Below are 12,729 nucleotides of genomic sequence, written 5' to 3' on the forward strand. Positions count from 1 at the left end.
CGGGGCGAGGCCCCGGCGCGTCGTACGACGGGGCGACGACAGGCCGCCGTGCGCGCCGGATACCTTCGTGCCGACATGCCCGCCTGGGAGGGAGCACGGTGACCGCCACCACCGACGACCGCGCGCCGCGCGCCGCCGCGGCGACGGCGAAGCCGGGGTGGGGCTACCGCCCGGAGCTCGACGGGATCCGGACCATCGCGGTCTACCTCGTGGTCCTCCACCACTGCCGGGTGCCCGCCCTCAGTGGCGGCTTCATCGGCGTCGACCTCTTCTTCGTCCTCTCCGGCTTCCTGGTGACCTCGGTGCTGCTGGCCGAGGCGGCGGAGCGGGGCGGCATCTCCGTGACCGCCTTCTACGCGCGCCGGGTGCGTCGCCTGCTCCCGGCGGCGGTGCTCGTCATCGTGGCCACCTGCGTCCTCCAGCTCCTCGTCGCCTCCCTCCCCCAGCGGGTGGCGATGGTCGACGACGCCCGCGCCGCCCTGCTGTACGTCGCGAACTGGCGGTTCATCCTCGACGCGCGCGACTACTTCGCAGCCACCGACGACCCCTCGCCGTTCCTGCACTACTGGTCGCTGTCGATCGAGGAGCAGTTCTACGTCGTGCTGCCGCTGCTGCTCTGGCTCGTGTGGCGCCGCAGCAGCTCACCGGTGCGGACCCTCGCCGTGGTCGCCGGTGCGGTCACCGCGGTGTCGCTCGTGCTGCAGGTGTGGCGCGCCGGGGGCGACCCGACGTACGCCTACTACGCCACGGACACGCGGGTCTACCAGCTGACGGCCGGGGTGCTCCTCGCCTGTGCGGTCAGCGCGCGCCGGGCCCGGGCAGGACCCTCCCCCGCCCGCGTCCCCCGCGCCGGCACCGTCGCCACCCTGGCCGGGCTGGCCCTCCTGCTGGGCCTGGCCGCCCTCCTCGACGACCTCTCGGCCTCGTGGCGCGGCATCGGCGCGGCGGTGGCGTCGGTCACGCTGCTGGCCGGGCTCCACCTCGCTCCCGGCAGCGTGGTCGCTCGCGCCCTCTCCCTCGAGCCGGTGCGCTACCTGGGCACGATCTCCTACTCCGTCTACCTGTGGCACTGGCCACTGGTCCTGCTGATCGACAGCGTGCTCGACGTGGGCCCGTGGGCGCTGGTCGTCGGGGTCGCGGTCTCGTCCACGGCGCTCGCCGCGCTCTCGGACCGGCTCCTCGAACGGCCCGTGCGCGGCAGCCGCCTCCTGGGCGCTCGACCCCGGCTGGTCGTGGCCTGCGGCCTGGCCGTCAGCGTCGCGGCCGCGCTCCTGGTGGTGCAGCCGGTGCTCAGCGACCCGCGGCGACCGGCCGTGGCCTCGACCGGGTCCTCCACTCCAGGCGCCCCCGGGCGCTCGCCGGTCCTGGACCGGCCGGTCCCGGAGGGGCTCGACCTCGTCGGTGCCCTCGCCGACGTGCCGGAGTCCGGAGGGATCTGCACGCGCGAGGAGCTCGACGCCTGCCTGCGCGTGGACGGCGGGAGCGACGGCCTCCACGTGGTGCTGGTCGGCGACAGCCACGCGGCGATGTTCGTGGACGCCTTCGTCACCCTCGCCGAGGAGCGCGACTGGACGCTGCACACCAGCGTCATCCAGGCGTGCTCGTGGCAGCAGGGCCTGCAGAACGAGCTGTCGAGCCCCGAGGCGCAGGCCGAGTGCCGCACCGCGCGCGAGGACTTCTACGCCGACGTCCTCCCGCAGCTCGACGCCGACGTCGTGGTCGCCATCAGCCTCCCCCGCTCCGACCGGGAGTGGGAGAAGCGGCTGACGGCCGAGCCGGCCCCGCCCGGCGAGACCCTGGTGGAACGACAGCTGCGCACCAGCCGCGACACGGTGGCGGCCGTCGCGGAGACCGGGGTGCCGCTCGTGCTGGTCCAGAGCGTCTTCGGCACCGGTGGCTACGGCCGCAAGGGCCCCGACCCGCTCGACTGCCTGGCGCGGGCCACCGTGCTCGGCGACTGTGCCGTCGTGCCCCCGCTCGCCCGGCCGGCCGCCGACGCGATCTACCGCGTGCTGGACGCCGAGAGCGACGAGGTCTCCACCGTCGACCTCACTCCCGACATCTGCCTGACGCCGCCGCTGTGCCAGCCGGTCCGCGGCCGCACGGTCATCTGGAAGGACCCCGACCACATCACCGGTCGGTTCGCGGTCGAGCAGCGCGAGCGCTTCCTCGACCGGTTCCGGAGGGCGGCGCCGGACGTGGGGTGGTGAGGAGAGCTCCTCGATAGGCGCGCTGTCGGGTGACCCTGTGGGGTGGCACTGCATGACCACCGGAGCCCTGGGTACCAAGGGACGTGCAATCTCGGGAGCGCATCCTGGCCGAGATTGCATCGCCCCTCGGGGTCCAGAAGCGTGGCCTCGGGGGGCTCGCCGGCCCCGGGTCCTTCGGCCCGCGGGCCGGACCCCGCCCATGTGCGGGCGGTAGGTGACCGGCGCGACCCCCGAGGCCGACCACGACGGCCCGGCCCGGTCAGCCCTTCTCTGCGCCGGCGGTCAGGCCGCCGGCCAGCCACCGTTCGCTGAGGAAGAACAGCACGATGATCGGGACGGTGAGGATCACCGAGCCGGCCATCAGCACGGTGGTCGGGACCTCGATGCTCCCGGCGAGCTGGGAGAGCCCGAGCGAGACGGTCCAGTTGTCGCGCCTCTCCACGAGGAACAGCAGCGCGAAGAGGAACTCGTTCCACGCGATCATGAAGATGAACAGCGCGTTGCTCGCGATGGCCGGCATCGCCAGCGGCAGGCTGATGTGGCGCATGGCCTGCAGCCGCGTGCACCCGTCGATCTCGGCCGCCTCCTCGACGCTGGCCGGGATCGTGTCGAAGTAGTTGCGCAGCATGTAGATCGACACCGCCGCGACCTGGGCGACGTAGACGACGAGCAGCCCGACGAGCGTGCCCCGCTGCTGGATCCGTGTGAAGAAGACGAACAGCGGGATGGCCAGCAGGATGGCGGGGAAGAAGTAGACGCCGAGGAAGACCGCGCCGATCTGGCGCCGGCCGAAGAACTCCAGCCGGCTGACGGCGTACGCGCCGGGGATCGAGACCAGCAGGGTCAGCGCCACCGTGCCGACGGCCACCACGAAGCTGTTGCGGATGAAGGTGAGGAACCCTTGGCCGCCGTCGTCGGTCGAGCGCAGCACGTCGCCGTAGGTGCCGAGGTCGATCTCTCCGCCGCTGGGCCACAGGGCCCCGGGGTCCTGGAGCACCGCGTCGAGCGGGCGGAACGACAGCAGCAGCATGTAGTAGAACGGGAACAGGCAGATCAGCAGCAGGAACGCAATGGTCAGCGGTCGCAGCGCGCCGAGCAGGCGGCGCTCCACCGCGTCGCGGTTCCAGCCCGTGGAGGTGCTCATGCCACGTCCTCCCGTCGGCCGAAGGACTTCAGGTAGATCGTGACCAGCACCGCCAGGATCGCGGCCAGGACCAGCGCCTGGGCCGCCGCGGCCCCGATGTCGCCACGGTTGATGAGGTAGTCGAAGACGCGGACGGCCACCACCTGCGTGCCGGAGCCGCCGCCGGTCAGCAGGTAGATGTCGTCGAAGTTGTTGAAGGTCCAGATGAACCGCAGCACCGTCAGCACCGCGATGGTGGGCAGCAGCTGCGGCAGGATGATGTGCCGGAACCGCTGGGTCGGCGTGGCGCCGTCGACGGTGGCGGCCTCCTCCAGCGACTCGGGGATCGCCTGCATGCGCGCGGTGAGGAAGAGGAACGCGAAGGGGAACGAGCGCCAGCCCTCGAAGAGCACCACGGTGAGCAGCGAGGTGCTGACGTGGAGGTCGAGGCCGAACGGCGAGACCGGCTGGGCGGAGCTGAGGAAGGCGATCGGGTCGTTCCACCCGAGCAGCGTGGTGCCGTAGTGGTTGACGACGCCGAACTGCGGGTTGAGCATCGTCGTCCACACGAACGTCGCGGCGACGACGGGGGCGACGTACGGCACGAGCATGCACGCCCGGACGAGCCCCCGCCCGCGGAAGGGCCTGCGCAGGGCCAGGGCGGCCACCAGCCCGAGCCCGATGGCGCAGGCGGTGCCGGCCACCGAGTAGACGAGCGTGGTGAGGAGTGCGTCGAGGAAGCCCGGTGAGGTCAGGACGTTGGTGAAGTTGTCGAGGCTGTAGTCCCCGACCACCCCGGTGGTGCGCAGGTTGAGCAGCCGGACCTGCTGGAAGGCCAGCGACACGGTCCAGACGATGGGCAGCACCACCATCGCGAGGACGATCACGACGGTGGGCGTGATCAGCAGGTAGCCGGTGCGGCTGTCCTCCCTCGCCCGGACCGAGCGGGCCCGGCGGCGACGCTGCGGGGGCACCGGGTCGGGTGCCTCCACGGTCGCCTCCGCCGGGCTCGTCGGCCCACTGATCGTCACTGCAGGGATTCCTGCACCGACCGGACGGCGTCGGCCGCCTCCTGCATGGCGTCGGCCGCGTCGGTGCCGCCGGAGACCTGGTTGACGGCGTTGGCCACCGGCTGCTCGCCCTGGATCGCCCCGAGGAGGTCGCCCTGGCCCTGCGGGATGGCCCAGCGCGAGAGCGTCTCCACGCCGCCGGTGAGCTGGTCGATGACGTCGGGACCGTAGAAGTCCGACAGCGGCGCCTTGGTGTCCACGCCGACCTCCATCTCCGCCCAGGCGTCGGAGAAGTTGGTGGCGCCCGGGCTGTCACCGGGACGCACCGGGATCTTGCCCTCGGGGGCGATCTCGATCCAGGGCTGGTAGCCGTCGTTGAGCATGTACTGGACGAACTCCTGGGCAGGCTCGGTGGCCGAGTCGGCGGTGATCGTCCACGAGGTGACCTCGCCGAACGTCGCCGGCTCGGTGCCCGAGGGCCCCTGGATCGAGGTCACGACGCCGCTGTTCTCGGCCAGGAACCGGGGGTCGTTCTTGCACTCCGGGCAGCTGGGCTTCGCGTCCTTGCGGAGGCCGGCGAGCTCGTCGAGGACGAAGCTGGACCAGATGAGCATGGCCCCCTGGCCGGCGAAGTACGCCGCCCGGGTGGTGTCGACGTCCTGGGCACCGGCGAGCGAGTAGTCCTGCTGCAGCTGGCCGTAGAGGTCCAGGGCCTCGACGCACTCGTCGCTGTCCAGCGTCACCTCGCCGGCGTCGTCGACCATCTGGCAGTTGTTGCCCAGACCGATCTCCTCGAAGGTCTGCGCGGTGAACGCGTCGCCGGCGACGTTGGCGCCCACGAAGCCCGCCACGTCGGGCGAGTCGAGCTCCTCGGCGGCGGCGAGCAGGTCGTCGTAGGTCGAGGGCTCCGCCAGCCCCGCCTGCTCGAAGAGGTCCTTGCGGTAGACCAGCAGCTGCACCCAGGACTCGCTCGGGACCGCCAGCCGCTCCTCGCCCTCGGTGATCAGCTCCAGGGCGCTCTCGTTGAACGTCGCGGGATCCAGGTCGTCGACCACCTGGCCCACCGCCTCGGTGTCGACCAGGTCGTTGGCCGACAGGGTCCGGACCTGGCTCAGCGGCAGGGCGCCGATGGCGTCGGGCAGGTCACCCGCGGCGGCGCTGGAGGTCAGGACCTGGTTGAACTGGTCCTCCGCCACGGGCACCAGGTCCACCTCGACCCCGCTGGCCGTGCTGAAGTCGTCGACGATGGCCTGGGCTGCGTCGACGCGGTCGGGCAGGTCCTCGACGATCCAGACGGTGATGCTGTCGGCACCGCTGTCGCCCTCGTCCCCGCCGCCGCAGGCGGCGAGGGCGGTGATCAGGGCGGTGGAGAGGGCGGCGGCCGCGGTGACGCGGCGCCGCCTGAGCGAGTTCCTGGGCGTGGTCATGGGACCTCCGGGGAGAAGTGCGATGTTTGGTCCGAAGAGTGGGCCCATGTCTCAAACCTGTCAATCACCAGGCGTCCAGTCGTTACCGTCATGTGCCACCCACGCCGGTCGGGAGCCAGCGATGCCCACCTGCCCCGGCGACGTCCTCGAGCTGATGGACAACAGTCAGGTCTCCACCCCGCGGGGACGTGCTCGAGGCGACCGGCAACGCCTCCAGGACCAGGTGCTCGTGGCCGCCGTCGACACCGCCCGACGCGGACCGCGGTCACCGACCTCGGGGGCACCGTGCTGTCCAGGCCACGGTCGTGTGCCTGCTCGGCCGGGCTCGGGTGCATGCCGATTGGTCCCAAACGACAGCCCTCGGGCCCGGATCCATGTCGTTTGGGACCAAACGACAGCCCCGTCAGCCCGTCTTGACCCGCGGAGCCGTCAAGGTCGGCAGCAACGCCCGGGCGACCTCGACGGGGCGTTCCTCGTGGGAGAAGAGGCCCGCGCCGGGCACCACGTGGAGGTCGGCCGCCGGGAAGGTGGCGACCATCTCCCGTGCCCAGTCCACCGGGAAGAAGGCGTCGTGCTGGCCCCACACGAGCCGCACCGGCACCTCGATCCGCGCGTGCACCGCGGCGAGCTCCCGCACGAGCCGCTGGTCGAAGCCGCGCAGCAGGCGCACCGCCGCGTCACGACGAGCCGGGTCGCGGTGCAGCGGCTGGAGGAAGAACTCGTCGAACTCGCCGTCGAGCAGGGAGGCATCGGCGAACGCGGCTCCCAGGACCAGCGGGTGCCGGCGCAGCGCCGGCCGGCCGACCGCCCGGCCCAGCGCGGCGCCGAAGCCGGGGAGGTGGCGCGCCGCCAGGAAGAGCCGGAACCGCAGGCTCGGGCCGTGGACCTGCTCGGTGTCGATCAGGCCCATCGCCCGCACGCGGGGGTCGCCGGCCAGGGCGTGCCGCGCGATCAGGCCGCCGCTGTCGTGGCCGACGACGGCGACGTCCTCCAGCCCGAGCAGGTCGACGATGCGGCGCACGCTGCGCACGTGCTGCGACACCGTGATCGGGGTGGACCCCGTGAACCGGCTCGACCCCGCGCCCGGCAGGTCGACGACGTGGCACGTGACGTGGTCGACCAGCTCGGGCAGCAGCGTCCGGAAGGTCGCGCCGCTGACGGGCCAGCCGTGGACGAGAAGCACGTCCGGGCCGGTGCCGACGACGCGGTGAGCGACCTCGCCGGCGCCGACGTCGAGGTAGCCGTCGGGCTCGCGGCGGAAGAGGTCCGCGGCGGCCGGTGCGGTGAGTGTGGACACGGGACCTCCTTGGCTGGCGGAGCTCGATCGTCCCCACCGGCGGTCGCACCACGCAACGACGTCGCGAGGTAGGTGCCGTCGCCCGGCGACCGCCCTAGGGTGGCCGCCCAGAGACGACGGGACGGAGGAGCCCGATGGCGGAGCCGGACCAGCGGGCAGGGCTGTTCCCCGCCCTGCTCAAGCACTGGCGGGGACGGCGGGGGCTCAGCCAGCTCGACCTGGCACTCGTAGCCGACGTCTCGGCCCGCCACGTGAGCTTCCTGGAGACCGGCCGGTCACGCCCGAGCCCCGAGATGGTGCAGCGTCTCGGCGAGGCGCTCGGCGTCCCGCTGCGCCAGGTCAACGCCATGCTCCGCGCTGCCGGCCACGAGCCGGCCTACCCCGACTCCACCTCACCGCTTCCCGAGGCGGTGATGCAGGCGCTGGCGCTGATGAAGGACCACCACGAGCCGTTCCCCCTCATCGTCCTCGACCGGGCCTACCGGGTGCTCGACCTCAACGCCGGGGCGGCCGCCCTCCTCGCCGCCATCCTGGGTCACTCCCCTGCCGCCGGTACGCCGGAGGGCGGGGAGGAGCCGAACCTGGCCCGGCTGACCTTCGACCCCGCAGGAGCACGGCCCTTCGTGGTCAACTTCGAGGAGGTGGGACGCGACCTGCTGTGGCGCATCCAGCGCGAGGTGCTCGCCGATCCCGGCGACGAGGAGCTGCGCGCGCTGCTGGACGACCTGCTGGCCATGCCCACCGTCGAGGACCACTGGCGACGGGCGGACCTCACCGTGCCGTCCGATCCGGCGCTCGTCCTGCACCTGCGTCGTGGCGACGTCGACCTGCGGTTCGTCGTGGCGGTGACCGCCTTCCAGGCACCCCAGCACGTGGCGGTCGAGCAGGTTCGGATCGAGACGTGGCTGCCCTACGACGCCGACACGGCGAGCGCGTGCCGGTCGATGGCGGTCACGCCGGCGTGAGTCACCGGGTCGTGGGGGCCGGCCACCCGCGCGGGGCGGCAGGCCCGTTCGTCACGACGAGCGTCCGGTGTCGTCCTGGAGCCGCTCGATCTGCTCCGAGGCCTCGGCCTTGGTGAGGTCGGCGGACAGCGTCTCCCCGGCGTCCCGCGCCAACGTGTCGAGGTAGCTGCGCTGGGCGCCCGTCATCGGCTCGTCCCCGGTCACCCAGTCCTGCGGGTTCTTCTCCGTGGTCCCGCCGGACTCACCGCCGAGCACCTCGCCCGAGTCGTCACTGGCCGGCTGCGTGTTGGAATCCGTCATGTCCCCGACCTTACGGGCGGGAAGAAGCGCGCCGCCGGGTGCCCCGCTCCTCGGGCCGGCCGGTTGGCCGCTCCCACCCTCAGGCGTCGGCGAGCACCACGTCCCGACCGTCGAGGGTCTCGGGGTGCTCCTCGTTGATCGCCTCGACCGCCTCGGTGAGCTCCGGCTCCGCCGCCGGCCGCCGGTCGAGGTGGATGCCGGCGATCATGCAGCGCACCGACCCGCCGGCGAGCTCGATGGTGGGGATGTCCACGGCGACGATCTCGCACGACTCCTCGATCAGCGCCACCTGGTCGGGAAGCAGGCTGCGCCGGGCCCGGCCCGACATCGCCATGACGTAGCGGCGCCCGCCCCGCGGCGTACGACCGCACAGCTCGACGGCGTTGCCGGCGAACTCGCGGACCTGCGTCTCGGTCAGCTCGATGAGGCTGCGCCCGTTGACCGTGAGGCGCTCGCGCACCTGGGCGCGCCGGTCCTCGTCGGGGATCATCTCGAGGGCGACCAGGGCGACCTCGGTGCCGATGCAGGCGATCACGTTGGTGTGGTAGACCGGCACGCCGTCCGCGTCGACGGCGTCGAAGGCCATCGGCTCGTAGCCGAAGTCGGTGCAGAAGCGCTCGAGGACGTGGGTGTCCGCCCGGTGGCTGCGCGCGGTGTAGGCGACGCGGGACACGTGGTCGAGCACCATCGCACCGGTCCCCTCGAGGAAGATGCCGTCGGGCTCGAGCCCCGAGTAGTCGACGATGGTCTGCACCCGGTAGCAGGACTTGAGCATCTCCAGCACGTCGGTACGGCGCTCGTGGCGCCGGTTCGAGGCGTACATCGGGTAGACCGCCACCGTGCCGCCGGCGTGGGTGGAGAGCCAGTTGTTGGGGAACACGCTGTCCGGCCGGGTGTGGTCCTCGTCGACGAAGACGTGCACCCGCACGCCGGCGGCGCGCAGGGCGTCGGCCAGCGCGTCCATCTCGGCCAGGGCCTTGGTGGAGGTGGCGTCGTCGGACTGGCCCGCCGGGGCGTCGGACTGGAAGGCGTTGTCCGCGGCGGTCGCGGGGTTGGGCGTGTACCGCTCGGCGCGGACCAGGATGACGGCGGACGGGGCTTGGGCACTCACGGTCGGCGAATTTAGACCATGCCCGGGCACTCCTCCGCTTCCGCGAGGAGATCGGCCCTCAGGCCCCGCCTCGCGCCACCACCAGCTCGGCACGGAGCGCGAGGTGGTCGCTGTGCCCCACCGTGCGGGTCGTGGCGCTCCTGACGCTCGTGGGACCGTCGACGAGCACGTGGTCGAGCTGCACCCGCGGCGCCGACGCGGGGTACGTCGGGGCCCGCAGCGCGGGCGTCCACCCCGAGACGCCGGCGGCCAGCCGACCAGGCAGGTTGAGGTCGCCGAGCAGCACCCTCGGCGCGGGCAGGTCCCGGGCCCAGCGCATGACCTCCCACAGCTGCGGGACGGCGCGCCACGGGCCGAAGGACAGGTGCGTGGTGACGACGGTGACGTCGCCTGCCGGTGCCGCGACGACCGCCGCCAGCGCCACCCGCGGCTCGTCCGGCACCCACAGCACCCCGCGGTCCGCGCCCGGCGGGAGCAGCACGGGCAGACGAGCACGGGAGGGCGGCAGCCGGAGCTCGGCCCAGCGGCGCACCGGATGACGGCTGAGCAGGGCGACGCCGTACGACGGCTCGTCGGCCGGTGAGGCCAGGGCTGCGCGGAAGGTGGCGGCGGAGCCGGGCGTCCCGTGCACCGCTGCGGCGAAGCGGCTCTCCCAGGGTTCTCCGACGGCCAGGGCGGCGGCGAGCGCGGTGGTCTGGTCCACGGCACCGCTGCGGGGCAGCAGGTGGTCGACCTCCTGGACGCCGAGGACGTCCACGTCCAGCGTCGCCGCCGCGGCGGCCCAGCCCTCCCACTGCGCGGCGCCGGCGGCCCCGGTGCGGTCACGGCCTCCGGCGGCGTTGGCCGTGGCGACCCGCAGCACGTCCGGCACGCCTCCACCGTAGTGCTGCCCGGCTAACCTGACCGGGTGGCGGAGGTGCGGGGACTGGTGGGTGTCTACAACGCCCGGGGTGGGGTCCGGGGCGAGCTGGGGTACGCCGTCGGCAGGCTGCTCGGCACCGCGCACTGCGCGTTGTGCGACATCACCCACGCGACGGTGCGCCGCAAGCCCGCCTGGGACACGATGGCCGCCCGTCTCGGGGTGCCCGTGGCGCTGGTCCACCTCGACGAGGTGCCCGGCGACGTCGCTTCCGCGGTCGCCGCCGCCGGCACCCCGGTCGTCCTCGCCCGCCTCTCCGAGGGCGGTGCCCGGGTGCTGCTCGGCCCCGACCAGCTGGAGCTGGGTGGGTCGGTGGAGGCCTTCGAGCAGTCGCTGCGAGATGCCGTACGCCGGCTGGAGCTGCACCTCCCGGACGGCTGACCGGCACCACCCGTCCGGCCCGCGTCACATCGGGCGGGGCGAACATGACACACGCCCGTCATCTTCGGTCACAATGGGTGGCATGCGCGACGACCTCATCGACCTCCTCCAGACGATCGACCCCGCCCTCCTGGGTGAGCGGATCAGGGCGGCGCGCCTGCGGGCCGGACTGACCCAGGCCCACGTCGCGGGCGACGCGGTCTCGGTCGGGTACGTCTCCCGCATCGAGAGCGGCCAGCGGCGTCCCGACACGCGACTGCTCACGAGGATCGCCGACCGGGTCTCCGTGCCGGTCGACGAGCTGCTGCTCGGCGTCGCCCGGGACCGGGTCGCCGAGCTGCAGGTCGCCCTCGACCACGCTGAGCTGGAGCTGGCCACGGGCTCGCCCGCGGACGCGCTGGCGCGGGTCGAGCAGGTGCTGGCGGACCCCGGCACGGCCGGTCTCGGCACGCTCCGTCGCAGTGCCGCCCACGTGCGGGCGCGGGCGCTGGAGGCGGTGGGCGACCTGCAGCGCGCGATCCTCGCGCTCGAGGACCTCGCCGCGGACGCGCCCGACCTGACGTGGATCGAGGGCATGACGGCCCTGAGCCGGTGCTACCGGGAGTCCGGGGAGCTCGGCCGTGCCATCGAGGTCGGCATCGAGGCCACCCGCCGGATCGAGGAGCTGGGTCTCGACGGCCTCGACGAGGCCGTCCGGCTCACGCTCGGCGTGGCGGCGGCCTACTACGAGCAGGGCGACGCCGACTACGCCGCCCGGCTGTGCCAGCGCGCGATCGACCGTGCGGAGGCCATGGACTCCCCCGTCGCGAAGGCCATGGCGTACTGGAACAGCTCGGCCATCGAGTCCATGCGCGGCAACGCCGCGGCCGCCCTGCCGCTGACCCGCCGTGCCCTCGCCGTGATCGAGGCGAGCCACGACGCCCGCAGCACCGCGCGCCTGCGCACCCAGCTGGGCATCCTCCAGCTGCTGCTGGACCCGCCGCAGCCCCGGGAGGCGCTGGAGGTCCTGACCGTCGCCTGCCGGGAGCTGGCGACGACGGGGGCGGGCCCGGCCGACATGGCCGACAACCGCCTCGCCCAGGCGCGTGCCCGGCTCCTGCTCGGCGACACCGACGACGCCCGGAGGCAGGCGACCGAGATCGTGGACGAGGTGCGCTCGAGCATGCCGCTGCTCGCGGCGGACGCCCATGCCCTCCTCGGCCAGGTCGCCGTGCACGACGACGAGCTGGACCTCGCGCGCAGCCACTTCCAGGAGGCGGTGCTCCTGCTCAGCGGCGCCGGTGCGGACCGCGCCGCCGCGCAGCTGTGGTTCGAGCTGGCCGGGATGCTCGAGAGCGTCGGCGAACCGGCAGCGGCCCTCGACGCCTACCGGCGAGCGGCGGCGGCGACCGGACTGGTGGCTCCGCCGGCGCGCCGGACGATGCCGGCCAGGACGGCCTGATCAGGCGCGGGGTCAGCAGCACCAACGCGTGGCGGAGACGACGCTCTCGGCATCGGGCGTGGCAGCCTGGACGGCGCCCCCCAGGCCCAGCAGCGACAGCGTGGCAACGACTCCGACAACGACCCTGCGCGAACGGCTCATGATGGTGTCCCTCTCTCGTCCCGCCCGAAGCGGGGGTTCCCCATGTGACAAATTTGTGTCACATCCCGGCAAATCGTATGGCACACTATCGGTACATGCACTGCAAGGCGCGATGGCGTAGCTAGATCCCCCCAATCGGGCTCGCCGGTCTCGCAGCGCGACACCGAAGATGCATCGACCCCGCTGGCGTACTTCCCCCCCGGATGCCCCAGCGGGGTCGAGCGCTGTCCGGACCCGGTTCCGCGTGGGAGCGCCCGCGCCTGCGCCGGACCCCCTCGCGACCCGCGCGCCGGGCTCCCGGGCGGCCACCACCGGGCCGTGGACGTTGCCGACATCGTCGGGTCCAGCGGTGGTCTGATCCCCACCTCACACCTACGTTCCCGCAGGTGAGAGCGGTGGTGGGC

The 12,729-nt window shown here is 73.1% G+C and carries 11 protein-coding genes; 4 read left to right on the forward strand and 7 right to left on the reverse strand.

Features of this window, described 5'->3' with window-relative positions:
• The first annotated feature begins 98 nt into the window (after positions 1 to 98).
• Positions 99 to 2,210: an acyltransferase family protein gene (locus tag QZX64_RS00635; RefSeq protein WP_295656104.1), complete on the forward strand. Its 2,112-nt coding sequence runs from the start codon at positions 99 to 101 to the stop codon at positions 2,208 to 2,210.
• Between the two features lie 259 nt (positions 2,211 to 2,469).
• On the opposite strand, the gene QZX64_RS00640 is transcribed toward QZX64_RS00635, so the two are convergent.
• From QZX64_RS00640 to QZX64_RS00655, 4 genes are all read right to left on the reverse strand, one after another.
• Positions 2,470 to 3,354: a carbohydrate ABC transporter permease gene (locus QZX64_RS00640; RefSeq protein ID WP_295656106.1), complete on the reverse strand. Its 885-nt coding sequence runs from the start codon at positions 3,352 to 3,354 to the stop codon at positions 2,470 to 2,472.
• Positions 3,351 to 4,325, reverse strand: coding sequence for a carbohydrate ABC transporter permease (locus QZX64_RS00645; RefSeq protein ID WP_295656108.1), 975 nt, complete (start codon positions 4,323 to 4,325; stop codon positions 3,351 to 3,353). Before QZX64_RS00645 ends, QZX64_RS00640 begins: the two co-directional genes overlap by 4 nt.
• A gap of 35 nt (positions 4,326 to 4,360) precedes the next feature.
• A complete protein-coding gene (locus QZX64_RS00650; protein ID WP_295656110.1) occupies positions 4,361 to 5,770 on the reverse strand; it encodes an ABC transporter substrate-binding protein in 1,410 nt (469 codons plus the stop codon).
• Between the two features lie 403 nt (positions 5,771 to 6,173).
• Positions 6,174 to 7,067, reverse strand: coding sequence for an alpha/beta fold hydrolase (locus QZX64_RS00655; protein ID WP_295656112.1), 894 nt, complete (start codon positions 7,065 to 7,067; stop codon positions 6,174 to 6,176).
• A 134-nt stretch (positions 7,068 to 7,201) separates the two neighbouring features.
• Between QZX64_RS00655 and QZX64_RS00660 the strand changes: the two genes are divergently transcribed.
• Positions 7,202 to 8,032: a helix-turn-helix domain-containing protein gene (locus QZX64_RS00660; RefSeq protein ID WP_295656114.1), complete on the forward strand. Its 831-nt coding sequence runs from the start codon at positions 7,202 to 7,204 to the stop codon at positions 8,030 to 8,032.
• Between the two features lie 51 nt (positions 8,033 to 8,083).
• On the opposite strand, the gene QZX64_RS00665 is transcribed toward QZX64_RS00660, so the two are convergent.
• The 3 genes from QZX64_RS00665 to QZX64_RS00675 form a co-directional block, all read right to left on the reverse strand.
• The gene (locus QZX64_RS00665) at positions 8,084 to 8,332 is read right to left on the reverse strand and encodes a DUF3072 domain-containing protein (protein ID WP_295656115.1); all 249 of its coding nucleotides are present in this window, start codon (positions 8,330 to 8,332) and stop codon (positions 8,084 to 8,086) included.
• A 79-nt stretch (positions 8,333 to 8,411) separates the two neighbouring features.
• The gene (gene ctlX / locus QZX64_RS00670) at positions 8,412 to 9,443 is read right to left on the reverse strand and encodes a citrulline utilization hydrolase CtlX (protein WP_295656117.1); all 1,032 of its coding nucleotides are present in this window, start codon (positions 9,441 to 9,443) and stop codon (positions 8,412 to 8,414) included.
• Between the two features lie 58 nt (positions 9,444 to 9,501).
• Positions 9,502 to 10,314: an endonuclease/exonuclease/phosphatase family protein gene (locus QZX64_RS00675; RefSeq protein WP_295656118.1), complete on the reverse strand. Its 813-nt coding sequence runs from the start codon at positions 10,312 to 10,314 to the stop codon at positions 9,502 to 9,504.
• Positions 10,315 to 10,350: 36 nt separating this feature from the next.
• On the opposite strand from QZX64_RS00675, the gene QZX64_RS00680 reads away from it, so the two are divergent.
• Both QZX64_RS00680 and QZX64_RS00685 read left to right on the forward strand, forming a co-directional pair.
• On the forward strand, positions 10,351 to 10,743 hold the full coding sequence (locus QZX64_RS00680) for a hypothetical protein (RefSeq protein WP_295656120.1): 393 nt from the start codon (positions 10,351 to 10,353) through the stop codon (positions 10,741 to 10,743).
• An 82-nt stretch (positions 10,744 to 10,825) separates the two neighbouring features.
• Positions 10,826 to 12,184: a helix-turn-helix domain-containing protein gene (locus tag QZX64_RS00685; RefSeq protein WP_295656123.1), complete on the forward strand. Its 1,359-nt coding sequence runs from the start codon at positions 10,826 to 10,828 to the stop codon at positions 12,182 to 12,184.
• The last annotated feature ends 545 nt before the right edge of the window (positions 12,185 to 12,729 follow it).

The organism is uncultured Nocardioides sp. (genome assembly GCF_902805925.1).
In the GTDB taxonomy this organism is placed as follows: domain Bacteria; phylum Actinomycetota; class Actinomycetes; order Propionibacteriales; family Nocardioidaceae; genus Nocardioides.

Bases quoted from the DNA above. Each gene is read 5' to 3' on its own strand.
- QZX64_RS00640 (WP_295656106.1), bottom strand. From the start codon at position 3,354: ATGAGCACCTCCACGGGCTGGAACCGCGACGCGGTGGAGCGCCGCCTG.
- QZX64_RS00650 (WP_295656110.1), bottom strand. From the start codon at position 5,770: ATGACCACGCCCAGGAACTCGCTCAGGCGGCGCCGCGTCACCGCGGCC.
- QZX64_RS00660 (WP_295656114.1), top strand. From the start codon at position 7,202: ATGGCGGAGCCGGACCAGCGGGCAGGGCTGTTCCCCGCCCTGCTCAAG.
- QZX64_RS00665 (WP_295656115.1), bottom strand. From the start codon at position 8,332: ATGACGGATTCCAACACGCAGCCGGCCAGTGACGACTCGGGCGAGGTG.
- QZX64_RS00685 (WP_295656123.1), top strand. From the start codon at position 10,826: ATGCGCGACGACCTCATCGACCTCCTCCAGACGATCGACCCCGCCCTC.